Source organism: Kitasatospora sp. MAP12-44 (genome assembly GCF_029892095.1).
Lineage (GTDB): Bacteria > Actinomycetota > Actinomycetes > Streptomycetales > Streptomycetaceae > Kitasatospora.
The window spans coordinates 1275787-1300611 of record NZ_JARZAE010000004.1; the positions used below are offsets into that span (position 1 = coordinate 1275787).

The window sequence follows — 24825 nt, forward strand, 5'->3', positions numbered from 1 at the left end:
GCAGACGTCGCAGGCCGCACCTCAGTTCCGCGCAGAAGACGCAGAAGACCAGTGGCATCCGCACTGGTTGACATATGCCACCGGCAAGGAAGGGATCTCCACCACCCCATGTACCCCACAGCGACTTCCCCCACCGCGCCCCGGACCGGCCCCGCCCAGCGCCCGCCGTCCGTGGCGGTCCGCCGGCCCGGGCCGAAGCCGGTACTTCCCGCCCGTCCCGCGGGGCGCATCGAGGCACCCGGGTTCGCCCCGCGCGCCGGAGCCGAGCGCCTGCTGCGCCCCCGCGCCCCGCAGACCGCCCCCCTGATCGAGCGGGCCGACACCGCCGCGCTGGCCACCCCGTCGGTCCGGGCGGCGCTCGCCCACGTCACGCGGATATGTCCCGCGTTCTCCGCGCGCCAGGTGCTGCGCGAGGACAGCCGGCACATCCTCATCACCGGGCTGATCGGGCGCACCGCGGTGGTCGCCAAGTGCCTCTCCCCGCAGGCCGCGCAGAGCGAGCGGCGGGCCGTCCTGGTCGAGCAGTTCCACCGCGAGGTGGCGGTCTACCGGGCCTTCGTCCGGCACCGCCCGCCGGTCCGGATGCCCCGCCTGGTCGCCGCCGACCACGACCGCTGCGTCCTGGTGATGGAGCGGATCCCCGGCCGCCCGGCCGCCCTGGAGCGGCATCCGGCCAACTCCCCCACGCCCGGTGAGGTCCGCGCGATGCTCGGCGCGGTGCGCGCGCTCAACCTGTGGCGCCCGCCCGCCGACGTCTTCCAGCAGCCGCTGGACTACCACTGGGAGACCGCCCGCTACCACTCGGTCGGCCAGCTCACCGACCGGGACGCCGGCGACCTGCGCCAGCTGCTGCACGGCCTGTCGCACATGCCGCAGCAGCTCTGCCACGGCGACGCGCTGCTCTCCAACATCCTGCTCGCGCCCTCCGGCCCGGTGCTGGTCGACTGGGAGCAGGCCGGCTGGTACCTGCCCGGCTACGACCTGGCGGTGCTCTGGAGCGTGCTCTCCGGCGACACCGCGGCGCGCCGCCAGATCAGCCAACTCGCCCAGGCCGGCGGCACGCTGGCCCGGGACGCGTTCCTGGTCAACCTGGTGCTGGTGCTGATGCGCGAGCTGCGGCTGTACGACGTGCCCGGGGCCGGCGAGGAGCAGCGGATCCTGATCCGCCGCCTCTACGACGACGCCGCGCTGGCCCGCCGCGCGGTCCGGGCCGCGGTGGGGACGCGCTGAGCACGGGAGCGTGGGGCCAGACCGACCGGCTAGCCGCGCGGACGGCACCCGTCCAGCGCGGCGCCCCCGGCCGCCCGCAGCACCGACTCCTGCGACGGGCCGTGCAGCCGCCCGCTCAGCGCGTCCCGCAGGTAGCGCTCCAGGGGGTGGCGCCGACTCAGACCCGCACTGCCGGCAAGCGCGACGGCCTGCTGGACCGACTCCACCACGGCCCGGGTAACCAGCAGATGGACCGGGCCGGTCCGGTCGGCGGCCTGCCGGTCCCCGGCGTCGATCCGGGCCGCCAGGCCGGTCAGCAACTCCTCGGCGCCGATCAGCGCGCTCTCCAACTCGCCCACGGCAGCCTGCCGGCACGACCGGGTACCCGGCGCACCCCCGCCGAGCTGGAGAAAGCGCACCAGCCAGTCCCGCGCCGCCCGGCCCACGCCGAGCTGGACCGCCGCCAGCGCCAGATCCCGCCAGGCGGTGCCGACCGCGTCGGCCTCGGCGTCCGGCTCGGCGCGCAGGTCGACGACCGCCTCGGCCGGCACCGACACCCGGTCGAAGAGCACATCGTGCCCCGCGCTGGCCCGCAGGCCCACCTGGTCCCAGACCGGGTCCACCTGCACCCCGGCGCTCTCCCCGCGTACCAGGAAGGTGCCGGTGCGCGGCTGCGGCTCGTCGGTCCGCGCCCGCACGGCCATCCAGGCCAGCGCCTCCGCGCCGGTGCAGCCGGTCTTGCGGCCGGTCAGCAGCCAGCCGTCGCCGTCGCGGCGGGCCACGGCGGCGGGGCCCTCGGCGGGATCCGCCCAGAGCGTGTTGACCAGCGCCGGGCCGCGCCGCGACTCGTTGAGCAGCCGGCGGTAGACCGACGCCGGCCAACCGAGGTTGCGTCCCTGCTCGGCGTGGAGCAACAGCGTGAAGGCGGTGACCAGGGCCACCGAGGCGTCCCCGCGCCCGAGTTCGGCCAGCACCCGGACGGTGTCGGCGAGCGTTCCGCCGGGGCCGCCGTAGCGTTGATGCACCGTCAGGGCGAGCAGCCCGGCCTCGTGGACCGCCTCGATCCCCTGGTACGGGAAGGTCGCGTCCCGGTCGTGCTCCTCGGCGCGGGCGGTCAGCAGATCCACCACCCGGGGCAGGCCGGCGATCGCGGCGTCCAGGGGTGACGTGTCATCGGTGACGGGACTCATGGCGCTGCCTCCGGGCGGCCGGCTTGGGGACGCGCGGCAGCCGTCGTCGGCTGCGCGAGCTGTGGGGAGCGTGCGAACGGCAGGCACGGCCGACCGGGAAGAGGGGGACACCGGGGCCGGCGCCAGGGGCGCGTCCTACGGACAGACCGCGCCGGCGGTACGCCGCAGACCGGGACAGCCGCAGCGCGCACTCCCGGCCGAAGGCGCGGAGAGGATCAGCAGCGGGCGGCGAGGCGACATGCTGGTGACTGTACGAAGTGTTGATCGATAGCGTCAAGCGCCGTCGCGGGCACCGGCAGCGGCGCCCGCGACGCAGAACGGCTGGAAACAGCCCCTGTCAGCCCTGCTGGAAGAGGTCCGCCGGCAGCGGCTTCAGCAGCTGGTAGAGGTCGTCGGCGATCGGCCGGTCCCAGGAGGCGATGGTGACCTGCACGCTGTCGCTGCGGTCGAACTGGGCGCAGAACACCCGCTCTTCGGACACCTTGACCTTCTTGACGATCAGCAGGTCGTCGCCGAGCATCACCGGGAAGTCCTCGGCCGAGACCAGCTCCACCGGCTCGTCGTTCTCCAGCGCCGCCAGCAGCTGTCTGACCTCGAACGGCACGCCGTCCTCGGTGTCGCGGGCCGGTGAGCCCTCGGGCAGGTTTCCGATGAACATCGCCGGGCCGCGGCCGCCGAACAGGTCGTACCGGAGGAAGATCCCCTGGCAGCTGCCGTCCGGACCACTCATGATCGCGGCGCCGAAGTGGCCGGGCCAGTCGCCCGGATCCATCGCGAGTACGTCGAAGTCCGGGCCCGCTGGGGTGCCGGAACGTCGGCGGAGAAAAGACATGTCGCCATCGTACGTGCACCCGCTCCCCACACCGGCACCGGGCGCCCCGTCGGCCCCCGCAAGCTCCACGCTCCGAGACGAATGTTGACTCTGAGCAACCGTCCGGGCTACGGTCGCGGATGTACGGCAGCTGCTGTGGGCGTCTTCCACGTGGGGGTGGTCTGCTGTGGCGTACCTATGTGCGCCCTTCCTCCCATCGCACCTCGTGGTACCCAGCCGCTGCATGACCTGGCAGCACCCGCCTGGTCAGCACCCTTGGCAACACCTTCACCCAAGCCTGGTTCGCGGGTTCCCCGACCCGTTCGCGCTCGCGGACCAGCCCGGGACACCGACGCGTGGGGGCGTTCGGATCCCGGGCACGGCAGCCGAGCCACTGGCTCCGCTGCCGACCTCCCGGCGACTGCCGGTCCTCCGGGGCCTGCATCGGGGAAACCGCGGGAGGCGGCCCGGCTTCGCGAGCCGGGTCACACAGCAGACGCCGTGCACGACCGCGTGGGGGCGGTCGGCACGGCGTCTGTCTGTCTGCCTCTCCAAGCAGCTGGCGTTACGTCAGATCGAACTCGCCGTCACGCGCGCCGAGCACGAAGGCCCGCCACTCGGCCGGCGTGAAGACCAGCACCGGCCCGTCGGGGAACCGGCCGTCCCGCATGGCGATGTAGCCGTCCACGAAGGCGATCTGCACATCGCCGGACTTCCCGTCGCCCTGGCTGCTGGAGAGCCAGGTGGCGTCGGTCACGTCCAGTTGGGGCTTTCGCGAACTGGGCAGCGCCTCCGAGGCGTTCACAGTCTCGCTGGCACCGATATCGGCTGTCACTGTTGTTGCTCCTCCCGACGATCCGGAGGGCCAGGGTATCCGGGCCCCGACCGGACCTGTAGTGCGTTTGGCCGGGACTCCTCCGCTCGGAGGACGGTCCACCCACCCCTTGCCGGTCGGTCCGACGCGCTTTGCGGAAGTGCCGCCCGGACCGGCGCGGGCGCGGGACGCGGGCGGCGCGGTTTGCGAGAGTGGCGGTGGGCAGCGCCGGTGCCCCTGGGGCGACCGGTTCCACCGAAGAGAGCTGGAGCAGCCGATGGGCCACCGGGACAGTACCGATGCGGAGGTCATCCCGATCCTCGACGCGCCCTCGGCCGTACGGGTGCCGAGCCAGACGCCGGTGCGCTCGGCGGCGCTGGGGCGGGTCGGCGTGGTGCTGGTCTCGCAGAGCCGGGATCTGGCCGAGGACGTCGCCGATCTGGCCCGCACGCTGGTGCCCACCGACGACCCCGCACCGGTCGCGGCCACCGGCGGCCACCCCGGCGACGGACTGGGCAGCAGCGCGCTGCTGATCGCGGCGGCCGCCCGCCGGGTGGACCAGGGCCACGGCGTCGCGGTGCTGGCCGACCTGCCGGCCGCCGTGCACACCGTGCAGGCGCTGCTGGCGACGGCGGACGAGCACGGCCTGCCGTTCCCGGTCCGCTTCGCCGACGCCCCGTTCGTGGAGGGCGCGGTGGCCGCGGTGCTCACCGCCTCGGCCGGCGGCGACCTGGCGGCCGTGCTGGACGCCGCCGAGGAGACCTACCGGCAGGGCAAGGTCTGAGAGCCTGCACGCAGGCGGACCACCCAACACGCAGCGCTTTCCTTCGGCTACGATCTGTGCACTCGTCGCCGCTGGCTCATGCCACTGACCTGTCCATCCGGCATACAACCATTCGTCGAGCGTGCGCGTCTTGACTGCGTCAAGCGATCTCATGCCGGATCAGTCCGGCCGTGCCTGGAGGGAACCGTGCCGCGACCGGACAGCACGCCGAAGTCACCGACCGGGCCGTTGACCGACCACTCGGCGTCAGCGGCCGGCGGCCCGTCCGGACGGCTGAACCACTGGCTGCGCTACTCCCCCGCCCAGCCGCTCTTCCGCGCCCACGCGGCACGCCGCCTCGCGGTGCTCGCCTACCGCCGGGTGACCGACCGCCGGCGCTTCGGCGCGCAACTGGACCGGCTCTGCCGGACGGCGACACCGATCTCGCTGCGGACCCTGGAGCAGGCCGTGGCGCAGCGGCGGCCGCTGCCGCCGCGCAGCGTGCTGATCACCTTCGACGACGCCGACCGCGGGGTGCTGGAGCACGCGCTGCCCGCGTTGGAGGCCCGCGGGCTGCCGGCGGTGGCCTTCGTGGTCACCGAGCTGATCGGCACCGAGCTGCCCTGCTGGCGCCAGGAGGCGGCCTTCCTCACCGCGCACGGCGGCCAGGCGCGGGCGCTGACGGCCGACGGCCAGGCCCGCCGGCTGGCCCAGCTCGCCGCGCTGCCCGACCCGGACCGCCGGCGCAGCCTGCACGAGCTGCGGGTCAGCACCGGCGCCCGCCCGCCGCGCCAGCAGCGGCTGACCCCGCAGGACCTGCGGGTGCTGGCGGCCGCTCGGGTGGCGATCGGCAGCCAGAGCCTGGGCGCCGCCGAGCTGCGGCGCTGCGACGACGCGACGGTCCGCACCGAGATCGCCTCGGCGCACCAGGCGCTGACCGGCTGGCTGGGGACCGCCCCGACCGCCTTCGCCTACCCCGGCGGCGGCTACGAGCCGCGGGCGGCGGAGGTGCTGCGCGAGCTCGGCTACCGGCTGGGCTTCCTCACCGACCACCGGCTGAGCCGGCGGCTGCCCGAGCAGGCCCTGCTGGTCAGCCGACTGCGGGTGGACGCGGCCGGCGGCCGGGACCACTTCGACACCGTGCTCTCCGGCCTCGACCCGGCGCTCAGCCGCTGGCGCGGGTGAGGGTGGTCAGCAGGGCGCGGCCCTGCGGGTAGTGCTCGGCCGCGGCCGGCAGGGTGCCCGGGCGGCCGCTCAGCAGGACGGTCAGGCTTCCGCTGCCCAGGGCGGCGCCCGCGCCCGGACCGGCGGCGACGCGGCGCAGCGCCTGGGCGGCGACGGCTTCGGCCGAGCCGTACAGCGCCAGCGGGGCGGCCGGGTCCGGGGCGACGGCCGCGCGGATCCGCTCGGCCACCAGTTCGTAGTGCGTGCAGCCCAGCACGACCGTCTCGGTGCCGGGCGGGGTGAGCGCCGCCGCCGCCTTGACCGCCGCGTCGATCGCCGCGTCGTCGGCCCGCTCGACGGCGTCGGCGAGGCCCGGGCAGGGGACCTCGGTGACCTCGGCGCCGCTCGCGAACTCGCTGATCAGGCCGCGCTGGTAGGCGCTGCCGGTGGTCGCCGGGGTGGCCCAGATCGCCACCTTCCCGCCGTTGGCGGCGGCCGGCTTGATCGCCGGGACGGTGCCGATCACGGGCAGCCCGGGCTCCAGCTCCGCGCGCAGCGCCTCCAGCGCGTGCACCGAGGCGGTGTTGCAGGCCACCACCAGGGCGTCCGGCCGGTGCGCGGCGGCAGCCCGTGCGCAGGCCAGCGCGTGCTCGGTGATGTCGGCGGGGGTCCGCGGGCCCCAGGGCATGCCGTCCGGGTCGTTGGTGATCACCAGGTCGACGTCCGGGCGCAGGGCGCGCAACGCGGCGGCCGCCGGGAGCAGCCCGATTCCAGAGTCCAGCAGTGCGATCTTCACGAGAGTCGACCTTAGACCAACCAGCACATGGTGGGCGGCGTCGCGGCCCCGGCGGCGGCTCGGCTGCGACAGACTGCCACCGTGATGGTGCTGCTGTGGGTGAGTGTGCTGTCCCTGCTGTGCTGGCTCTGGCTGGCGGGCTGCCAAGGCTTCTTCTGGCGGACCGACATCCGGCTGCCCGAGCGGCGTGAGCCGGCGCGGTGGCCGTCGGTGGCGGTGGTGGTGCCGGCCCGGGACGAGGCCGAGGTGCTGCCGCTGAGCCTGCCGGGGCTGCTGGCGCAGCGCTACCCGGGGGCGGCCCGGGTGATCCTGGTGGACGACCACAGCTCGGACGGGACGGCGCGGGTCGCCGGGCGGCTGAGCGGCGGCGGGCTCCCGCTGACCGTCTGCACGCCCCCGCCGCTGCCGCCGGGGTGGACCGGCAAGCTCTGGGCGGTGCGGCACGGCGTCGAGCAGGCGGGCCCGGTGGAGTACCTGCTGCTCACCGACGCCGACATCAGCCATGGCCCCGACACGCTCGCCGCCCTGGTGGCCGCCGCCGAGACGCACCGGCTCGACCTGGTCTCCCAGATGGCCAGGTTGCGCACCGAGACCGGCTGGGAGCGGCTGATCGTGCCGGCGTTCGTGTACTTCTTCGCCCAGCTGTACCCCTTCCGCCGGAGCAACCGCCCCGGCGCGCGGACGGCGGCGGCCGCCGGCGGATGCTCCCTGGTGCGCCGTGACGCGCTGGAGCGCGCCGGGGGGATCGAGGCGATCCGCGGAGCTGTGATCGACGATGTGTCACTGGCCCGCGCGGTCAAGCGCACCGGTGGGCGGACCTGGCTGGGACTGGCCGAGCGCCCGGCGGCGCTGCGGGTGGACAGCGTGCGCCCCTACCCGGGCCTGGCGCCGCTCTGGCGGATGGTCTCGCGCAGCGCGTACGCCCAGTTGCGGCACTCGCCGGCGCTGCTGCTCGGCACCGTGCTCGGCCTGGCGGTGGTCTATCTGGTCCCGGCGGTCGCCGTGCTGGCCGGCCTGGTGGGCGGGGACTGGCCGCTGCTGGCCGTCGGGGCCGCGGCCTGGGCCCTGATGGCCGGGACGTATCTGCCGATGACCCGCTACTACGACCGGCCGGCCCCCGCGGCGGCCCTACTGCCCTTCACCGCGCTGCTCTACCTGCTGATGACGGTCGACTCGGCCGTCCAGCACTGGCGCGGCCGCGGCGCCGCCTGGAAAGGGCGCACTTACTGACGCCTGCTCAGTGCTTGGCGGCCGGCTGGACCTGCTTGAGGAGGTCGTCGAGCACGGCGGGCATCGCCTCTACCCCGCCGGCCAGGGTCGGCCCCGTGCGGTAGGTGCCCTGGACGACGACGGTGGGCAGCTCGGCGGTCTCGTAACGGGCCAGGTCCGCGGGCGCCTGCGCGGTCTCCCGGCCGACCTCGTCGGACTCGTAGGCCGTCCGGAAGCGCTGCGGGTCCACTCCCTGCAGGGCGGCCCAGCCGGCGGCGCCGTCCTCGGTGGTGAGGTCGCGCCCCTCGTCGCGCACGGCGTGGAAGACCGCGAGCTGCAGCCGGTCCACCTCGCCGAGCCGCTCCAGGGTGAAGTAGAGGCGGGCGTGGCCGCGCTCGACGGTCTGGTCGCTCTCCCCCGGCCACACCGCGGGCAGCCGCCGCAGCACCACGTCGGACGGCTGGCGGGCGGCCCAGGCCTCCAGCGGCTGCTCAAGCAGCTGGGAGTGGTAGCAGCCGTACCAGAAGACCTCGACGACCTCGCGGACCGCCGGGTCGCGGACCGGTTGCGGATGCTGCAGCCGCTCGTACGGCGCGCCGTCGCGGGGCACCGGCGCGGTGGCCACCGCCCCGGGCGCGGTGGCCACCCCGAGGGTGAGACCGGCGGAGAGGAGAAGGACGGCGGCACGCTGGACGGACCTCATGCCGACACCGTGTCAGCACGGCTGCCCCGCTGGCCACTTGTGCCCCACCAAGTCGCCCGATCGGCGCAGCGCGCGTTACTCCGTACGGGGGGCGGGCACGGCGGCCGTCTCGCGCTCCGCGGCCCGCTCGAAGAACCGCAGCAGCTCCACCGGGAAGGGCAGCACCAGCGTGGAGTTCTTCTCCGCCGCCACCTCGACCACGGTCTGCAGCAGCCGCAGCTGCATCGCCGACGGCGTGGCGTCCATCGTGCGGGCCGCCTCGGCGAGCTTGCCCGCGGCCTGGAACTCGCCGTCGGCGGTGATGATGCGGGCCCGCCGCTCGCGGTCCGCCTCGGCCTGCCGGGCCATCGAGCGCTTCATCGAGTCGGGCAGCGCGACGTCCTTGATCTCCACCCGGTCGATGTGCACGCCCCAGTCCGTCGCCGGGCTCTCCAGCATCAACTCCAGACCCCGGTGCAGGTTCTCCCGGCCGGAGAGCAGGTCGTCCAGCTCGCTCTTGCCGATGATCGAGCGCAGTGAGGTCTGGGCCACCTGGGACATCGCGAAGGTGTAGTTCTGCACGTCGACGGAGGCCCGGATCGGGTCGATCACCCGGAAGTAGACCACCGCGTCCACCCGCACCGAGACGTTGTCGCGGGTGATGCCATCCTGGGCCGGCACCGGCATGGTGATGATCTGCACATTGACCTTGCGCAGCCGGTCGACCACCGGCACCAGCAGGATCAGCCCCGGATCCTTGGCCTGGCTGCGCACCCGGCCGAGCCGGAACACCACTCCCCGCTCGTACTGCTGGACCACCTTGACCCCGGTGACGAGCCAGAACACCACGGCCAGCACGACCAGTCCCGCGACCACCGGCATGGTTCCTCGCCCGCCCCTCGGCGGCGCGCCCACACCGGGCCCTGCGGGTCCTGTCGTGCGGACGCATCCCGCGCCGGGCCAGTATGCGCCCGCAGCTGCGCCAACAACAGGGTGGGGCAAGGACTTTGATAACCAGTCCGGGACCGGCCCGAGCAGGCCCGGCGCTCCTGCCGTGGATTCCCTGGCGGGTGAGCCGCCCGGGCTGCGATGCTAGGGCCCGGGCGCGGGTCGGCATGGGAGGCCGACCACGTCTCGCGTCAGGGGGATTGAGTCGGATGCATGTGCTCTACGTGATCGACGGTCTCGACCGGGTGGGCGGCGCCGAGCAGGGACTGCTGGCGCTGGCACCGCAGTTGGTGCGATCGGGCATCAAGCTCGACGTCGCCTATCTGACGCCGTCCCCGGGCGGCTTCCAACCCGAGCTGACGGCCGCCGGCGCCACCGTCTTCGGCGTGCACCACCGCGGCCGCGGCCGCACCGCCGCCGCCCTGCACGCCCTGGTCCGCGAGCGGCGCCCGGACCTGGTGCACACCACGCTCCACGAGGCGGACGTGCTGGGCCGGGCCGCGGCGCTGGCCGCCCGCACACCGGTGGTCTCCAGCCTGGTCAGCTCCGCCTACGACCCCGAGCACCTGCACGCGCTCGGGCTGCGGCCCTGGCGGGTGCGCACCGCGCAGGCGATGGACGCCGCCACCGCCCAGGGCACCCGCCGCTTCCACGCGCTGACCAGGCACGTGGCCGGGGCTATGGCGAGCCGGCTGCGGATCCCGGCCGGTCGGATCGACGTGGTGCCGCACGGACGCGACCCGGAGCTGCTGGGCACCGTGACGCCGGAGCGCAGAGTCGCGGTGCGCGAGGCGCTGGGGTTGGCGCCGGACACCCCGGTCGTGCTGGCGGCCGCGCGCCAGGTGTACCAGAAGGGGCTCGACGTGCTGCTCGCGGCCTGGCCGCAGGTGTTGCGCGGCGCGCCCGGCGCCGTCCTGCTGCTGGCCGGGAGCACCGGGCCGCAGAGCCCGCGGCTGCACGAACTCGCCGCGGCCCCGGGGATGCTGGGGCAGGTGCGGTTCCTCGGGGTGCGCGGCGACGTCCCCGATCTGATGGCCGCCGCCGACGTGTTCGCCGTGCCCTCGCGCTGGGAGGGCCTGGGCAGCGCCGCCGTGGAGGCGATGGGCGTCGGCGTCCCGCTGGTCTGCTCGGACGTGCCGGCCCTGCGCGAGACGGTGCGCTCGGCGGACTACGCCGTCCTGGTGCCGCCGGAGGCGCCGCAGGAGCTGGCCGCCGCGCTGAGCGCCGTGCTGGCCGATCCGGCCGGCTCGGTCGGCCGGGTGCAGGCCGCCCGGGCCCGTTTCCTGACCAACTTCACGCTGCACCAGGTCACCGGGCAGATGGTCGACTTCTACGAGCGCTCCTTGAGCTCCCCGCGCACGCTGGCCGCGCAGGTGCGTGCACGGATGATCTGACTCAGCGTCAACTTTGGTTTCCGGGTTAGCCGAAGCGGGTGAGGCGGGTTGGACCGCGCCGCTCCGCTGTGGCCAGGATGGCGGACCAAGGGGGTGAGGTCTTCACCCTCCGTCGATCCATCTGGAGTTCAGAGCCGTGTTCAAGGGCTTCCGCAGCTTTCTGCTGCGCGGAAACGTAGTAGACCTGGCAGTCGGTATCGTCATCGGCGCGGCGTTCACCGCCGTCGTCACCGGGTTCGTCACGGCGTTCCTCACGCCGCTGATCGGGGTCGCCACCGGCACCATCGGCGACTTCACCCAGAAGACCTTCGAGGTCGGCGGCACCGCGTTCCCGTACGGCGCGTTCCTCAACGCGCTGATCAGCTTCCTGCTGATCGCCACGGTGATCTACTTCGCCGTCGTCCTGCCGGTCGGCAAGCTGCAGGCCCGCTTCGAGCCACCGAAGAACGAGCAGCCGAAGATCGACTGCCCGCAGTGCCTGAGCCGGATCCCGGCCGCGGCGGCGCGCTGCTCGCACTGCACCTCGGAGCTGGCGCCGCTGCCCGGCTTCCCCGCCCAGGCGCTGCAGAGCAAGTAGCAGCGGCGGAGCAAGCAGCCCCGAACCGGCCCGATCCGAACCGGACACACCCGCCCGCGAGCAGGGCAGAGCCCTTCCGTCGGCGGTGACGTGCTCAGGATAGGCCACGGCGAGCCCCCCGAAATGCGGGGGGCTCAGCCGTCCCTGACGGTGTCCTCAGCGCCCGAACAGCTCGCATCCGGAGCATGAACGGCCTGAAACCGTCCGCGAAATGCCCGAATTTCCGCGGTTTGGGAGCATTGCGAGAGCGAAGACTGTGTAAACACTCGAACTCCCCCCCTCCCACACTCCTCAAGTGGCACATTCTGGGCTTACGGTATGCCCCATGACCTCGCCCCGCTCCTACGACGGAGTCGGCTACTACGCTCCGTCCTTTTCGTCGGGCACGCCCATCTACGACAGCCTGGTCGCAGAGCGCGGAGTCCCCCAGATCGCGCCGATCAACGTGCCGGCGGCACTGCCCCCGGCCCCTCACCAACCGGTCTCCGGCTACAGCTCTCCGCTGGAGAGCACCAGCCTGCTGCCGGCCCTGCCGCCCGCCCGGTTGGCACTCGGCCCCGGCCCCAGCAGCGGTCCCGCGTACGCGACACCGTCGTACGCCACGCCGCAGCCCCCCGTCCCGGGCTACGGCGGCCAGCCGTACCTGCCAGGCCCGCGGGTGCCCGCCCAGCAGCCGCAGCAGGGCTACCCCGCGCCGCAGGGCTGGGACTCCCAGAGCGGATTCCGGCCGTCGCCGGCCGCTCCGGTGGCCCCCGTCCGCCCGGTGCCGCCGCCGCAGTTCTTCCAGCAGCCCGGCCAGCAGGGCGGCCCGCAGGCCGGACAGCAGGCGCAGCCCCAGCAGCAGCAGTACGCGCAGGGGCAGTTCGGACAGGGCCAGTTCGGCCAAGGGCAGCTCGGCCAGGGGCAGTTCGGGCAGAGCCAGTTCGGTCAGCAGGGCCAGCAGCAGTACGCGCACCAGCAGCAGTACGGCCAGCAGGCGCAGCCCCAGCAGGGGCAGGGCTACTGACCGAAAGGGATCCGAGGGGATTTCCAGGGGGATTTCGGTCATCCACGGGCCGCCCGGGACACCGCACCACGGTGTCCCGGGCGGCCCGTGCGCGTACCCCCCGGACTGTCCGACCGCCGGGCGCTGGCAAAATGGCGCCATGCCCATCCTCACCGGTCTGCACCGCTACCCCGTCAAGTCGATGTACCGGCTGAGCCCGGCGACCGCCACCGTCGAACCGTGGGGTCTGACCGGAGACCGGCGCTGGATGCTCGCCGACCGGACCGGCCTGGCGATCACCCAGCGGGACGAGCCCTCGCTCGGCCAGTTCCGCACCGACCTGGCCGAGGACGGCGCGCTGCTGGTGACCTCCCCCGGGGGCGATCAGCTGCGGGTGCCGGCGCCGTCGGTCCCGGCCGGCGCGCAGGCGGTCGAGGGCATCATCTTCGGCACCCGGTTCGCCGCCGCCGAAGCGGAGGAGAAGGCGCAGCTCTGGTTCGCCGAGCGGCTGGCCGGCCGCCTGGAGCACGTCCGGTTGCTGCACCTGGACGACCCGCGGGCCCGGCCCGTCAAACCCGACTTCGCCTCCCCCGGGGACACCGTCAGCATGGCCGACGGATTCCCGCTGCTGGCCACCACGCTCGCCTCGCTGGAGGTGCTCAACTCCTGGATGGCGGACGGGGGCGGCATGGCGCTGCCGATGGAGCGCTTCCGCCCCAACCTGGTGGTCGACGGCACCGAGGCCTGGGAGGAGGACGGCTGGCGGCGGGTCCAGGTCGGCGAGCTCACCTTCCGCGCCGTCAAACTCTGCGGCCGCTGCGTGATCACCACCACCGACCAGGAGACCGGCGAGCGCAAGGGCCCCGAGCCGCTCGCCTCGCTGGCCAGGCATCATCGGCTGGACAAGAAGGCGGCCTTCGGCGTCAACCTGATCCCCGAACGCCCCCACGGAGTGAGCGGCGACGTCCTGGGCACCGTCCGGGTGGGTGACCAGGTCACCGTCCTGGAACGCGGCGACCGGCTCCCCGCCGGGTAGCCGCACCCGCGCATTCAGCTCGCTCCCAGGGAAGATCCACTGGCGCGACGGCCGCTCCGAGCGCGCTACGGTGGGCCGACTACGGTGGCGGAGAGCGAGCAGCAGAGGGCGAGGACGACGGATCGTCATGGGTGAGCACAGGGTCCGGGTCACGCAGGACAGCGGCTCGCGCTGGCGGCGCCGGGCCGGGGAGTACGAGACGCTCGCCGAGGCGCTCGCCGCCGCCGAACCGGGCGACACCCTCACCCTGCGCCCCGGGGTGTTCCGGGAGAACGTCCTGCTGGACAAGCCCGTCACCCTGCTGCCCGCCGAGGGCCCCGGCACGGTGCGTCTGGACCCGCCGTCCGGCGTCGCGCTCACCATCACCGCCGCCGCCACCGTGCGCGACCTGGTGATCGAGGGCTACGACAGCTCGGCCGCCGCCGTGCTGATCACCGGCCCGGAGGCAGCCGCCCAGCTGAGCGGCTGCCGGGTGGACACCCACTCCGCGGTCGGCGTCGAGGTGGACGGCCGGGCCGGCCCCACGCTGACCGGCTGCGTGGTGGCCAACCCCGCGGGCCTGGGCCTGCGGCTGCGCGGCGGAGCGAGCGCCGTCTTCGAGGACTGCGAGGTCTCCGCCGCCGGGCAGGCCGGGCTCGCCGTCCTGGGCGGCGCGAGCGCCCGGTTGACCCGCTGCCGCCTGCACCACGCGGCCGGCGCCGGGGTGCTGCTCACCGACGCGGGCAGCCGGGCCGAACTGACCGGCTGCGAGATCTACGAGATCCGCGGCAGCGGCGTGCAGGCCGAGGCCAAGGCGGCCGGGCGGCTGACCGAGTGCGAGATCCACCGGGTCACCGGCAACGGCCTGACGCTGGACACCGAGGCCGAGTTGACCCTGGTCGGCTGCCGCCTGCACGACCTGCCGGAGAACGCCGCCGACCTGCGCGGCCGCTCGCTGCTGACGCTGGAGCAGACCAACATCCGGGCGTTCGGCCGCGGCGCCCTCTCGGTCTGGGACCCGGGCACCCGGGCCGAGGCGACCGGCTGCGAGATCGAGGACAGCACCGGCGACTACCCGGCGATCTGGGTCAGCGACGGAGCCCAACTCACCCTGGCCGACTGCTCGCTGCACGATCTTCCGGACGCCCTCTTCGTGCTGGACCGGGACTCCCGGGCCACCGTGACGGACACCTCGTTCAGTCGGATCCGCAGCTCGGCGGTCTCGGTCAGCTCGGGCGCCTCGGTCGCGCTGGACCGCTGCCGGGTCCAGGAGGCCGGGACCGGCCTGTGGTTCCGCGACCACGGCAGCGGCGGGGTGCTGACAGGCTGTGAGATCTCCGACGTGGCGACCGGAGTGATCGTCACCAAGGGCGCCGACCCGGTGCTGCGCGACTGCGTGGTGCGCGGCAGCGCGGAGGCCGCCGTGTATGTCTCGGCGCAGGGGCGCGGCAGCTTCGAGGACTGCCGGGTGACCCAGGGCAACGGCTTCGGCTTCCACATCATCGACGGCTGCCGCAGCGCGCTCACCCGCTGCCGGGCCGAGCAGAACGCCCGCGCGGGCTTCGAGTTCTCCGAACCGGGCCCGGTGGTGGAGGCCTGCACCTCGGACGACATCGCGCCGAGCGCACCGTCCGCCGAGAGCGTCCCTGCGCCGCGCACCGCCCAGTTGACCACCGCGCCGGCCCTCGCCCCGCTGGCCCAGATCGCGCCGATCCCGGACTGCCGCCCGGCCGACGAGGCGCTGGCCGAGCTGGACGCGCTGATCGGCCTGGCCACCGTCAAGCAGGAGGTGCGCACCTTGATCGACCTGATCGCGGTCGGCCGCCGCCGCCGGCAGGCCGGGCTCAAGGCGCCCTCGCTGCGCCGGCACCTGGTCTTCACGGGCTCCCCCGGCACCGGCAAGACCACGGTGGCCCGGCTGTACGGCGAGATCCTCGCCTCCCTCGGGGTGCTGCAGCGCGGGCACCTGGTGGAGGTCGCCCGGGTCGACCTGGTCGGCGAGCACATCGGCTCCACCGCGATCCGCACCCAGGCCGCGTTCGACCAGGCCAGGGGCGGGGTGCTGTTCATCGACGAGGCCTACGCGCTGGCCCCCGAGGACGGCGCGCGGGACTTCGGGCGGGAGGCGATCGACACCCTGGTGAAGCTGATGGAGGACCACCGCGACGAGGTGGTGGTGATCGTGGCCGGCTACACCGCCGAGATGGAGCGCTTCCTCTCCGCCAACCCCGGTGTCTCGTCCCGGTTCTCACGCACCGTCGCGTTCCCCGACTACTCGGACGCCGAGCTGCTGGAGATCGCCCGCACCCAGTGCGCGGAGCACGAGTACGAGCTCGCCGACAGCACCGCCGAGGCGCTGCTCGGCCACTTCGCGACCCTGCATCGGGGCCCGAACTTCGGCAACGGCCGCACCGCGCGCCAGGTCTTCGAGACCATGGTGGAGCGCCACGCGATGCGCGTCGCACAGCTGCCCGACCCCTCCACGCACGAGCTCCAGCTGCTGGTTCCCGCCGATCTGCCGCTGCCGCGGAACTCCTGACCAGCGCCCCCGGGTTGGTCGCCGCGGCGGTTCGTGAGGCAATCCGTCCGCCAACGGTGGCCACGGCCCGCTCCAGGCGTGGCAGGATGGAGAGAAAAGTTGGATCACTGAGAGGCGGGACGGCGTACGTGGCCGACAACAGCAACCTGCTAGCCGAGCAGCGCCGGGCGATGATCCTGGACGAGGTGCGCCGGCGTGGCGGCGTGCGGGTCAACGAACTGACCCGGCGGCTGAACGTATCGGACATGACGATCCGCCGCGACCTGGACGCGCTGGCGAAGATCGGCGCGATCGAGAAGGTGCACGGCGGGGCGGTGCCGGTCGAGGAGGCCCGCACCCACGAGCCCGGATTCGAGGCGAAGTCCTCGCTGGAGCTCACCGCCAAGGAGGAGATCGCCCGCGCGGCGGCCGCCCTGGTGACGCCCGGCAGCGCGATCGCGCTCTCCGGCGGGACCACCACCTTCGCGCTGGCCCAGCACCTCACCCAGGTCGGGCAGCTCACGGTGGTGACCAACTCGGTCCGGGTCGCCGACGTCTTCGAGCGGGCCAAGCAGCAGGGCGAGGGGGTCGGCAGCACGGTGGTGCTGACCGGCGGGGTGCGCACGCCCTCCGACTCGCTGGTCGGGCCGGTCGCCGACCGGGCGATCCGCTCGCTCCACTTCGACCTGCTGTTCCTGGGCACCCACGGGCTCTCGCCGGAGGCCGGGCTCTCCACCCCGAACCTCGCCGAGGCGGAGACCAACCGGAACTTCGTGGCCTCCGCCCGCCGCGTGGTGGTCGTCGCCGACCACACCAAGTGGGCCACCGTCGGCCTGTCGACCTTCGCGGAACTGGCCGAGGTGGACACCTGGGTGACCGACGCGATGCTCCCGGCCGACGCGGCCGAGACGGCGCGCGAGTACGTCCGCGAGCTGGTGCTGGCCGGGGCCTGAGGTTACTGTGCCAGCTCCGCGGCGTAGTACTTGAGCTCCTCGTCCTCGTGCGTGAAGGCCAGGCCGGCGGCCAGCATCACGCGCTGCGAGGGGACGTTGTCGTGGGTGGTGTCGCCCAGGATCCTGCGCACGCCCCAGCCGCCGGCCGCGGCCAGGATGCCGCGAACGGCCTCGGTCGCGTAGCCCTGGCCACGGGCCGACTCGGCCAGGCCGTAGCCGATCGCGACCGCGCCGTCCTCGTCGGGGGCGCCGTGGAAGCCGATGCCGCCGATGGCCTGGCCGCCCGTGCGGTGACGGATCTCGTAGCCGCCGAAGGGGTGGGTGTCGCCGCCGACGGCGGCGTGGCCCTTGACGAACATCCGGGCGCCGACCCGCTCGCCCTCGGCCGGGTAGTCGGCGGCCCAGCTGTCGTCCGGGCCGGCCTCGCCCGCGGCCACCCGCTGCGCCTCGGCGATGGTGAGGGGGTGCAGGATCAGGCGCTCAGTCAGAAGATCATCCATGGCAGAGTGACTATCACACCGCCCTGCTCACTGGCTATTTCGCTTTCGCCAGTCCGCTGGACCCGGCATGGCTACGCGGACCAGGGGCCCTCCTTCTCCGCCAGGAAGGCCTCCAGCTCCGCGCAGTACGGCGCGATGTCCAGGCCCTGCTCGGCGAGCCACTCGTCCGAGTAGTACTTGTCGAGGTAGCGGTCGCCCGGGTCGCAGATCAGCGTGACCACGCTGCCGTGCTCACCCGCCGCCCGCAGCTCCGCGACGATCTTCAGCGCGCTCCACAGCCCGGTGCCGCTGGAGGCGCCGGCCTTCTTGCCCAGCACCCGCTCCAGCACCCGGGTGGCGGCGATCGAGGCGGCGTCCGGGACCTTCATCATCCGGTCGATCGCGCCGGGCACGAAGCTCGGCTCCATCCGCTGGCGGCCGATCCCCTCGATCCGCGAGCCGTGCGCGGAGGTGGCGTCCGGGTCGTGCTTCAGCCAGCCGTCGAAGAAGACCGAGTTCTCCGGGTCGGCGACGCAGATCCGGGTGTCGAACTGCTGGTAGTGCACATAGCGGGCGATGGTGGCCGAGGTGCCGCCGGTGCCGGCGGTGGCCACGATCCAGGCCGGCTCCGGGTGCGGCTCCAGGCTCAGCTGGGCGAATATCGACTCGGCGATGTTGTTGTTGCCTCGCCAGTCGGTGGCCCGCTCGGCGTAGGTGAACTGGTCCATGTAGTGCCCGCCGGTCTCCGCGGCGAGCCGCATCGACACCTCGTACACCTCGCACGGATCGTCCACCAGGTGACAGGTTCCGCCGTGGAACTCGATCAGGTCGATCTTCGCCTGACTGGTGGACTTGGCCATCACCGCGATGAACGGCACCCCGATCAGCGCCGCGAAGTACGCCTCCGAGACGGCGGTGGAGCCGCTGGACGCCTCGATCACCGGCTTGCCGGGCCGGATCCAGCCGTTGCAGAGCCCGTAGAGGAAGAGCGAGCGGGCCAGCCGGTGCTTGAGGCTGCCGGTCGGGTGGGTCGACTCGTCCTTCAGATAGAGGTCGATGCCCCAGGCTTCGGGCAGCGGGAAGCGCAGCAGGTGGGTGTCGGCCGAGCGGTTGGCGTCGGCCTGCACCTTGCGGACGGCCTCCTTGAGCCAGGCTCGGTAGGAGGCATCAGTGCGGTCAACATCCAGGGTCTTCATGAACTCATCGTAACAAATTACTACGATAAGTAACTTTTAGTGCACCCCTAGGCCCCCCTTATCGCACTGCCCCCTCACGTCTCCCGCTTACCCGAATCCACGAGAACAGCACGGTCTACGCAGTAGTTGTCAGCGCGCCGCCAGTTGGGGGTCCGCCAGGTACGGCTGCCAGGCCAACTCCGCCGCGCCGACCAGCTCGGCGTGCTCCAGTTCGGCTGCGACGATGCGGACTTGGCAGACCCGGCCCCACAGGCTGCGGTCGGCGACGATGGCGCGCAACCGGTCGGGGGCGGCGGCCAGCAGCTCGCGGTGCAGGCCGCTGAGGACGATGCGGTCGGGGTTGAGGATGTTGGCCAGGCCGGCCAGGCCGATCGCGAGCAGCTTGGCCACCTGGTCGACGGCCTCGCGGGCGCGCGGGTCGTGGTCGGCCGCGCGGATGACGGCCTGCGCCTGGGCGAGCAGCGGGACACCGGGGGCGGGCGTGCGGTCGGCGGCGGCGAGCAGCGCCTGCGGGTCGGTCTCCACATTGAGGCAGCCGCGGTTGCCGCACGGGCAGTCGCGGCCGCAGCGGTCGACGGTCAGGTGGCCGACCTCCAGGGCGAGCCCGGCGCTACCGGTGTGCAGGCGGCCGTCGACCACCAGGGCGCCGCCGACACCGCGATGGCCGGCGGTGACGAGCAGCAGGTGGCGGGCGTCCCGGCCGGCGCCGTGGCGGTACTCGGCGAGGGCGGCGAGGTTGGCGTCGTTGGCGACGGCGGTGGGCAGCGGGTGGCGCACCCGCGGGCCGAGGTCGGCGGCGGCCAGTTGCTCGGCGAGCAGCTCGGCGAAGAGCGCGCCGACCGGGGTGCCGCTGGGCCAGCCGAAGTGCAGGGCGGCGAGCGCGGTGCCGTCCGGTTCGGTGACGGGGTGCGGCAGCGCCAGGGCGGCGCCCAGGCAGCGGCGGCGGGTGCCGCGGATCAGCGCGGCGCCGGCTTCGGCGATCGCGCGGAGCACCTGCTCGGGGCCGGTGTCGGCGGGCAGCGGGTGGTGCACGGGCTCGCCGAGGACGCCGCCGAGGCCGGCGAGCGCGACGCTGAGCCCGTCCGCGTGCAGTTGGGCGGCCAGCACGAGCGGGCCGTCGGGGGTGATGCCGAGCCGGTGCGAGGGGCGGCCGCGGCCGGTGCCGATCGGGTGCGGGTCGACGGTGACCAGGCCGAGGGCGGCGAGCTCGGCGGCGACGGCGCCGGCGGTGGCGCGGGTGACGTCGAGCTCGGCGGTGAGCGCGGAGCGGGTGGGCGTTCGGCCGGTGTGGATCAGCGTCAGGGCGGGGCCGAGCAGCGTGCGCCCGCGGTCCGGCGCGGGACGGCGGGCGGGCTCGGCGACGGTGGGCTGCGAGTCGGCGGTGAACCGCGCGTGGGCGGCGGCAGCCGTGGGCCCGGGGCTTGAAGGAGTGTGCGGCACTCCTCTATTGTGACTTTGTGCCGCTCCTAAACAAAACACCACGCCCCACTCGCTCGGAAGCCCGCACCCCTCCCGCCCGCCGACTGTCCGCCGCCCGGATCGCGCTGACCGCGATCTTCGCCGTCGACGGCTTCCTCTTCGCCGCCTGGGTGGTCCGTATCCCCGACATCCGGGCCCAGGTGCACGCCTCGCACTCCGCGCTCGGCCTGGCGCTGCTCTGCATCTCGGCGGGCGCGGTGGCCGCGATGCCGCTGGTCGGCCGGCTCTGCGTGCGCTACGGCAGCCGCCGGGTCACCGTCGTCTCGCTCGGCCTGCTCAGCGCGGCCGTGCTGCTGCCGCCGCACACCCACTCGGTGCCCACCCTCGGCGCGGTGCTGGTGCTCTTCGGCGCCGGGTACGGCTCGGCCAACGTCGCGATGAACAGCGCCGCCGTCGAGCTGGTCGCCGAGCTGCGACGCCCGGTCATGCCGAGCTTCCACGCGGGCTACAGCCTCGGCGGGCTGCTGGGCGCGGCGGTCGGCGGGCTGCTCGCCGACACGCTGACCGCGAGCTGGGCGCTGGCGCTGAGCGGGGCGCTGGGCGCCGCCGTCACCGCGGCCGCCGGGACGGTGCTGCTGCGCCAGCCCAAGGCCGGGCCCGTCACCGCCACCGCCGGGGCCACCGTCGGCGCCGCCGCCGCCACGGTGGTGCCGGCCCGCTTCCTGGTCCTGCTGCTCGGGCTGACCGCGCTCTTCAGCTCCTACGGCGAGGGCGCGCTCGCCGACTGGGCCACCCTCCACCTGACCGACGACGTGCACGCGGGCGCGGGCCTGGCGGCCTTCGGCTACGCGGCATACGCGCTCGCGATGACCACCGGGCGGCTGAGCGGCACCTGGCTGGCCGTCCGCTTCGGACCGGCCCGGCTGATGGCGGCCGGCGGGCTGACCGCCTGCGTCGGGATGCTGATCGCGGCACTGTCGCCCTCGGTGCCGCTGGTGCTGGGCGGGTTCGTGCTGGTCGGACTGGGGCTCGCCAACCTCTTTCCGCTCGCCATCGCCCGGGCCGGCCAGCAGGGCGGGCCGCGCGGGGTGGCCACCGCCTCGATGCTGGGGTACGGCGGCATGCTGATCGGGCCGCCGGTGATCGGCTTCCTCGCGGACGCGGCGAGCCTGCCGCTCGCGCTGACCACGGTCGCCGCGGCCGGCGCGGGCGCGGCGCTGCTGGCCACGCTGGCGCACCGGCCGCGCCGTTCGGGCCCGTCAGCGATAGCCTGACCCGCGTGACCCTGCACCAGCTCCCCGCCGCCGACCGCTCAACCACCCCCTGGCGCAACGGAGGTGGGCTCACCCGCGAGGTAGCCGCCGCGCCCGACGGATCCTGGCGGGTGAGCCTGGCCGAGGTGGCGGCGGACGGGCCGTTCTCGACCTTCCCCGGCCTTGACCGGGTGCTCACCGTGGTCGAGGGCGCGGGCCTGGAGCTGACGGTGGGCGACCGGCCGCCCGCCCCCGTCCCGCCGCTGCACCCGTTCCCCTTCCCCGGCGAACTGCCCACCACCGGGCGGCTGATCGATGGGCCGGTCACCGCGCTCAACGTCATGGCGGCGCACGGGCTGCCCGTGACGGTCGAGCTCAGCGGCGCCGGCGCGGTGCTGGTGAGCCCGGCTCCCGGCGCGGTGGCCCTGGTCGTCGCCCTGGCCGGCCACGACGCCGTCCAGCTCACCCACCCCGACACCGCGCAGGTGCGGCACGCCGTGGTGCTGACCGTCGGCCCGCCACCCCTCGACTAGCCCACCCTTCGCTACGGAGCGTTGCGGAGCACGACGCGCATGCGCTGTCCTGCGCGCTTTGTTCGAATACGTATCGTGCAGTCGTGGTGACGCTCCGCAATCGCGGAGTTCCTACGGCTGGAGCACCCATGACCACGCAAACCCCGACTTCCCTGACCCCTGCGAAGACCGATCTCCCGCTGCGCGAGAACGACGACATCCAGGGCGATGTGATCGCCGGATTCAAGAAGGACCAGATGGTCCTGCTCTTCCTCAAGTTCGAGGACGGCATCAGAGCGCGCAGCTGGCTGCAGCGGCTGACCCCGCGGATCGCCACCACCAGACAGGTCGCCACCTTCAACAAGGCCTTCAGCGACGCCCGTCAGCGCTCCGGCGGCGACCCGACGGGGCTGAAGGCCACCTGGCTCGGCATCAGCTTCACCTACCAGGGCCTGTGGAAGCTCACCGACCGCAAGCCGTACCCGGACGCGCCCAAGAACACCACGCTGGGCGCCTTCCAGCAGGGACCGGTGGAGCGCGCCGCCGACCTCGGCGACACCGGGCAGAACCACCCCTCGCGCTGGGTCTTCGGCAACAACAAGTCCGAGGACAGGATCCACGCGGTGCTCACCATCGCCGCCCCCCGTGCCAAGGAACCCGGCCCGGACGCGATGGTCGGGCAGGCCGGCACGATCGTCTGGGACCAGGACGGCAGCAAGCCCGTCATGCTGAGCTACCAGCAGTTCGTGCGGACCGAGGGCGCCGTGTACGCCTTCAGCCCGTCCGTCACCACGCTGCGCGCGCTCGGCGAGGGCCGGCTGCCCGACCAGGACCAGACCGAGCCCGGACAGCCGGTCGACACCTTCCTGCCCTACCCCGACATGCAGCGCAAGAACGGCAAGAGCTGGTTCTGGCTGTTCCACACCATCAACGGCGACCAGCTGTACCGGGTGATCTCGATCGCCGACGGCACCCAGCACACGGACGTGCTGGAGGTGCCCGACACCCGGATCTCCGACTTCAGCTGCTTCTCCGGCATCAACCGGATCAGCTGCATCCTGGCGATGCCCGACCGCCAGCGGGTCGACGGGGTGAGCACGTACTGGGTCTTCCACCAGGGCAGGTACCGGATCGTCAGCATCGCCGACGGCAGTGCGCACGAGGACCGCATCGTGGTGCCGGACCGCTCGGTGACGCTCTGGAACTCGCTCACGCAGGAGCAGTAGGAGCAGTCGGAGCCGGCGCGGGCGGGGAAAGTCGGCCGGTCCGACGTTCCCCGCCCGTGCCGTTCAGGACGGCTCGTCCGTCGGCACATGCAGGTCCCAGCCCACCAGCGCGCGCAGCTGCTCGGCGGTGACGCCCTCCGGGAGCGGGCGGGGCGGGTCGTAGCGGAACGGCGGCTGCCAGCCCTCGATCTCGCTGTAGCTGCGCACCACCTTGGCCGGGGCGCCGGCCACCACGCTGTGGTCGGGGATCTCGCCGCGGACCACCGAGCCGGCTGCCACCACCACGTTGCGCCCCAGCCGCGCGCCGGGCAGGATCACCGCGCCCGTGCCGATCCAGCTGCCCGAACCGATCTCCACCGGCTCGTTGCGCGGCCACTGCTTGCCGATCGGCCGACTGGTGTCGCGGTACTCATGGGCCTGGTCGCTGATGTAGACGTTGGGACCGGTCCAGACGTCGTCGCCGAGCACGATCGACTGATGGCCCACCAGGTGGCTGCCCCGGCCGATCACGCACCCGCCGCCGATCCGCACCACCGGCTCGGGGCCGAGGTCGAGACCGGGCAGAAAACCCGCCGATATGGTGACCCGCTCGCCGATGATGCAGAACGGCCCGATCGCGATCGACTGCTCGTTGAAGACCGTCCCCAGCGGGAACGCCAACTTGCTGCCGTCCCCCAGGGTGTGGAAGCGGTACGGGCCGGGGTTCTGGTTGGACACCGCACCGCTCTCCTGCACCCAGCGCCACCCGCGGTGCACCACCCGCCCCGCCACCCGGCGGGCACGCGAGCGGACGGCGGAGAGCACGGTGGCAGTGATCGGCATGCGCTCACCGTATCCGCCGCGCTCCCCCGACGGCCGCTCGGGCGAGCAAGGTCACACTGCTACTCGGCCGCCGCCCAGGGGGCCGGCCGGCGGTCCAGGAAGGCGCGCATGCCCTGCTGCGCCTCGTCGGAGCCGAACAGCCGGGCGGACAGCTCCACCCGGGCCTCGGCGTCCTGCTCGAAGGAGCGCAGGACATCCGCGTTGACCAGCCGCTTGGACTCCGCGAGCCCCTGCGGGGAGGCCAGCCGCAGCGCGGCCAGCAGCTCGGCCAGCGCCACCTCCGGCTCCTCGGCGGCCAGCGTGACCAGGCCGATCCGGGCCGCCTCGGCGGCGTCGAAGGTCTCCCCGGTCAGGTAGTAGCGGGCGGCCGCGCGCGGCTCCAGCTTGGGCCGCAGCGGCAGCGAGATCACCGCGGGCGCCAGGCCCAGGCGCGACTCGGTGAACGCGAAGGTGGACGCAGGACCGGCCACCGCCAGGTCGGCCGAGCCGACCAACCCGAGCCCGCCGGCCCGGACATGCCCGTTGACGTACGCGATCACCGGCTTGGGGCAGTCGATGATCGCCCGCTGGATGTCGACCAGCCCGCGCGGCCCCACCGTCGGGTCGGCCCCGGTCGCCTCGGACAGGTCCGCTCCCGCGCAGAACACTTTGCCGGTGTGCCCGAGCACCACCACCCGCACCGCCGGATCCTTGGCCGCCTCGGCGAGCCCCTGCTCCAGCTCGGCCATCAGCCGGGTGGAGAGCGCGTTGCGGTTGTGCGGTGAGTCGAGCTCAAGGGTGGTGACGACTCCCGCGGTGGTGACGCGGACGAGGGGTGCTGCGCTGGTCATCGTGGTGGACCTGCTTTCCGGAATCCGATATGAGGGTGGGTCGGACGGCTGGGGAAGACT

General features: G+C 73.7%; 23 protein-coding genes and 1 pseudogene. 13 read left to right on the forward strand and 11 right to left on the reverse strand.

What is annotated here, in order from left to right; all coding sequences use genetic code 11:
• The first annotated feature begins 108 nt into the window (after positions 1-108).
• Complete coding sequence (locus tag P3T34_RS06390) at positions 109-1230, forward strand: aminoglycoside phosphotransferase family protein (RefSeq protein WP_280665009.1); 1122 nt, start codon at positions 109-111, stop codon at positions 1228-1230.
• 29 nt (positions 1231-1259) lie between these two features.
• Here P3T34_RS06390 and P3T34_RS06395 read toward each other — a convergent pair whose 3' ends face one another.
• The 3 genes from P3T34_RS06395 to P3T34_RS06405 all read right to left on the reverse strand — a co-directional run bounded on the left by P3T34_RS06395 (position 1260) and on the right by P3T34_RS06405 (position 4015).
• Positions 1260-2399: an acyl-CoA dehydrogenase family protein gene (locus tag P3T34_RS06395; protein WP_280665010.1), complete on the reverse strand. Its 1140-nt coding sequence runs from the start codon at positions 2397-2399 to the stop codon at positions 1260-1262.
• Positions 2400-2736: 337 nt separating this feature from the next.
• A complete protein-coding gene (locus tag P3T34_RS06400; RefSeq protein ID WP_280665011.1) occupies positions 2737-3231 on the reverse strand; it encodes a hypothetical protein in 495 nt (164 codons plus the stop codon).
• Between the two features lie 544 nt (positions 3232-3775).
• Positions 3776-4015 (reverse strand): DUF397 domain-containing protein, encoded by a 240-nt coding sequence (locus P3T34_RS06405; protein WP_280671859.1) that lies wholly within the window; start codon positions 4013-4015, stop codon positions 3776-3778.
• Positions 4016-4301: 286 nt separating this feature from the next.
• Here P3T34_RS06405 and P3T34_RS06410 point away from each other — a divergent pair, with 286 nt between their 5' ends.
• Positions 4302-4808 carry a PTS fructose transporter subunit IIA gene (locus tag P3T34_RS06410; RefSeq protein WP_280665012.1) on the forward strand — a complete coding sequence of 169 codons (507 nt, stop codon included), beginning with the start codon at positions 4302-4304 and terminating at the stop codon, positions 4806-4808.
• Between the two features lie 186 nt (positions 4809-4994).
• Positions 4995-5972: a polysaccharide deacetylase family protein gene (locus tag P3T34_RS06415; protein ID WP_280665013.1), complete on the forward strand. Its 978-nt coding sequence runs from the start codon at positions 4995-4997 to the stop codon at positions 5970-5972.
• On the opposite strand, the gene P3T34_RS06420 is transcribed toward P3T34_RS06415, so the two are convergent.
• Positions 5953-6747 (reverse strand): aspartate/glutamate racemase family protein, encoded by a 795-nt coding sequence (locus tag P3T34_RS06420; RefSeq protein WP_280665014.1) that lies wholly within the window; start codon positions 6745-6747, stop codon positions 5953-5955. The genes P3T34_RS06415 and P3T34_RS06420 overlap by 20 nt on opposite strands.
• A gap of 84 nt (positions 6748-6831) precedes the next feature.
• Here P3T34_RS06420 and P3T34_RS06425 point away from each other — a divergent pair, with 84 nt between their 5' ends.
• Positions 6832-7977, forward strand: coding sequence for a glycosyltransferase (locus tag P3T34_RS06425; RefSeq protein ID WP_280671861.1), 1146 nt, complete (start codon positions 6832-6834; stop codon positions 7975-7977).
• 7 nt (positions 7978-7984) lie between these two features.
• Here the strand turns inward: P3T34_RS06425 and P3T34_RS06430 are convergent, their stop codons facing one another.
• Positions 7985-8659 (reverse strand): thiol:disulfide interchange protein DsbA/DsbL, encoded by a 675-nt coding sequence (locus P3T34_RS06430; protein WP_280665015.1) that lies wholly within the window; start codon positions 8657-8659, stop codon positions 7985-7987.
• Between the two features lie 75 nt (positions 8660-8734).
• A complete protein-coding gene (locus tag P3T34_RS06435) occupies positions 8735-9520 on the reverse strand; it encodes a slipin family protein (RefSeq protein ID WP_280665016.1) in 786 nt (261 codons plus the stop codon).
• A gap of 275 nt (positions 9521-9795) precedes the next feature.
• Between P3T34_RS06435 and P3T34_RS06440 the strand changes: the two genes are divergently transcribed.
• From P3T34_RS06440 to P3T34_RS06465, 6 genes and pseudogenes are all read left to right on the forward strand, one after another.
• Positions 9796-10980: a glycosyltransferase family 4 protein gene (locus P3T34_RS06440; protein ID WP_280665017.1), complete on the forward strand. Its 1185-nt coding sequence runs from the start codon at positions 9796-9798 to the stop codon at positions 10978-10980.
• Between the two features lie 136 nt (positions 10981-11116).
• Positions 11117-11557: a large conductance mechanosensitive channel protein MscL gene (gene mscL / locus P3T34_RS06445; protein ID WP_280665018.1), complete on the forward strand. Its 441-nt coding sequence runs from the start codon at positions 11117-11119 to the stop codon at positions 11555-11557.
• Between the two features lie 325 nt (positions 11558-11882).
• Positions 11883-12365 (forward strand): annotated as a pseudogene (locus P3T34_RS39875) (DUF6643 family protein); the annotation flags it as partial.
• A 337-nt stretch (positions 12366-12702) separates the two neighbouring features.
• A complete protein-coding gene (locus P3T34_RS06455) occupies positions 12703-13578 on the forward strand; it encodes an MOSC N-terminal beta barrel domain-containing protein (RefSeq protein WP_280665019.1) in 876 nt (291 codons plus the stop codon).
• A 127-nt stretch (positions 13579-13705) separates the two neighbouring features.
• Complete coding sequence (locus tag P3T34_RS06460; protein ID WP_280665020.1) at positions 13706-16096, forward strand: right-handed parallel beta-helix repeat-containing protein; 2391 nt, start codon at positions 13706-13708, stop codon at positions 16094-16096.
• Between the two features lie 128 nt (positions 16097-16224).
• Positions 16225-17028 carry a DeoR/GlpR family DNA-binding transcription regulator gene (locus P3T34_RS06465; protein ID WP_280665021.1) on the forward strand — a complete coding sequence of 268 codons (804 nt, stop codon included), beginning with the start codon at positions 16225-16227 and terminating at the stop codon, positions 17026-17028.
• Between the two features lie 2 nt (positions 17029-17030).
• Here the strand turns inward: P3T34_RS06465 and P3T34_RS06470 are convergent, their stop codons facing one another.
• From P3T34_RS06470 to P3T34_RS06480, 3 genes are all read right to left on the reverse strand, one after another.
• A complete protein-coding gene (locus tag P3T34_RS06470) occupies positions 17031-17528 on the reverse strand; it encodes a GNAT family N-acetyltransferase (RefSeq protein WP_280665022.1) in 498 nt (165 codons plus the stop codon).
• A 71-nt stretch (positions 17529-17599) separates the two neighbouring features.
• On the reverse strand, positions 17600-18703 hold the full coding sequence (locus tag P3T34_RS06475; RefSeq protein ID WP_280665023.1) for a PLP-dependent cysteine synthase family protein: 1104 nt from the start codon (positions 18701-18703) through the stop codon (positions 17600-17602).
• Positions 18704-18832: 129 nt separating this feature from the next.
• Positions 18833-20020 carry an ROK family protein gene (locus tag P3T34_RS06480; RefSeq protein WP_280671863.1) on the reverse strand — a complete coding sequence of 396 codons (1188 nt, stop codon included), beginning with the start codon at positions 20018-20020 and terminating at the stop codon, positions 18833-18835.
• A 140-nt stretch (positions 20021-20160) separates the two neighbouring features.
• Here P3T34_RS06480 and P3T34_RS06485 point away from each other — a divergent pair, with 140 nt between their 5' ends.
• The 3 genes from P3T34_RS06485 (at position 20161) to P3T34_RS06495 (ending at position 23113) form a co-directional block, all read left to right on the forward strand.
• Entirely contained in the window at positions 20161-21396 is a 1236-nt protein-coding gene (locus P3T34_RS06485) for an MFS transporter (protein ID WP_280665024.1), read from the forward strand.
• Positions 21397-21401: 5 nt separating this feature from the next.
• The gene (locus tag P3T34_RS06490; protein WP_280665025.1) at positions 21402-21908 is read left to right on the forward strand and encodes a HutD family protein; all 507 of its coding nucleotides are present in this window, start codon (positions 21402-21404) and stop codon (positions 21906-21908) included.
• Between the two features lie 128 nt (positions 21909-22036).
• Entirely contained in the window at positions 22037-23113 is a 1077-nt protein-coding gene (locus P3T34_RS06495) for a hypothetical protein (RefSeq protein WP_280665026.1), read from the forward strand.
• Positions 23114-23176: 63 nt separating this feature from the next.
• Here the strand turns inward: P3T34_RS06495 and P3T34_RS06500 are convergent, their stop codons facing one another.
• On the reverse strand, positions 23177-23935 hold the full coding sequence (locus P3T34_RS06500; RefSeq protein ID WP_280665027.1) for an acyltransferase: 759 nt from the start codon (positions 23933-23935) through the stop codon (positions 23177-23179).
• A gap of 59 nt (positions 23936-23994) precedes the next feature.
• Positions 23995-24765 (reverse strand): enoyl-CoA hydratase family protein, encoded by a 771-nt coding sequence (locus P3T34_RS06505; RefSeq protein ID WP_280665028.1) that lies wholly within the window; start codon positions 24763-24765, stop codon positions 23995-23997.
• Positions 24766-24825: the final 60 nt, after the last annotated feature.

Bases quoted from the DNA above. Each gene is read 5' to 3' on its own strand.
- P3T34_RS06425 (WP_280671861.1), top strand. From the start codon at position 6,832: ATGGTGCTGCTGTGGGTGAGTGTGCTGTCCCTGCTGTGCTGGCTCTGG.
- P3T34_RS06440 (WP_280665017.1), top strand. From the start codon at position 9,796: ATGCATGTGCTCTACGTGATCGACGGTCTCGACCGGGTGGGCGGCGCC.
- P3T34_RS06430 (WP_280665015.1), bottom strand. From the start codon at position 8,659: ATGAGGTCCGTCCAGCGTGCCGCCGTCCTTCTCCTCTCCGCCGGTCTC.
- P3T34_RS06505 (WP_280665028.1), bottom strand. From the start codon at position 24,765: ATGACCAGCGCAGCACCCCTCGTCCGCGTCACCACCGCGGGAGTCGTC.
- P3T34_RS06495 (WP_280665026.1), top strand. From the start codon at position 22,037: ATGACCACGCAAACCCCGACTTCCCTGACCCCTGCGAAGACCGATCTC.
- P3T34_RS06410 (WP_280665012.1), top strand. From the start codon at position 4,302: ATGGGCCACCGGGACAGTACCGATGCGGAGGTCATCCCGATCCTCGAC.
- P3T34_RS06400 (WP_280665011.1), bottom strand. From the start codon at position 3,231: ATGTCTTTTCTCCGCCGACGTTCCGGCACCCCAGCGGGCCCGGACTTC.
- P3T34_RS06470 (WP_280665022.1), bottom strand. From the start codon at position 17,528: ATGGATGATCTTCTGACTGAGCGCCTGATCCTGCACCCCCTCACCATC.
- P3T34_RS06390 (WP_280665009.1), top strand. From the start codon at position 109: ATGTACCCCACAGCGACTTCCCCCACCGCGCCCCGGACCGGCCCCGCC.
- P3T34_RS06395 (WP_280665010.1), bottom strand. From the start codon at position 2,399: ATGAGTCCCGTCACCGATGACACGTCACCCCTGGACGCCGCGATCGCC.
- P3T34_RS06460 (WP_280665020.1), top strand. From the start codon at position 13,706: ATGGGTGAGCACAGGGTCCGGGTCACGCAGGACAGCGGCTCGCGCTGG.
- P3T34_RS06455 (WP_280665019.1), top strand. From the start codon at position 12,703: ATGCCCATCCTCACCGGTCTGCACCGCTACCCCGTCAAGTCGATGTAC.
- P3T34_RS06500 (WP_280665027.1), bottom strand. From the start codon at position 23,935: ATGCCGATCACTGCCACCGTGCTCTCCGCCGTCCGCTCGCGTGCCCGC.
- P3T34_RS06435 (WP_280665016.1), bottom strand. From the start codon at position 9,520: ATGCCGGTGGTCGCGGGACTGGTCGTGCTGGCCGTGGTGTTCTGGCTC.
- P3T34_RS06475 (WP_280665023.1), bottom strand. From the start codon at position 18,703: ATGAAGACCCTGGATGTTGACCGCACTGATGCCTCCTACCGAGCCTGG.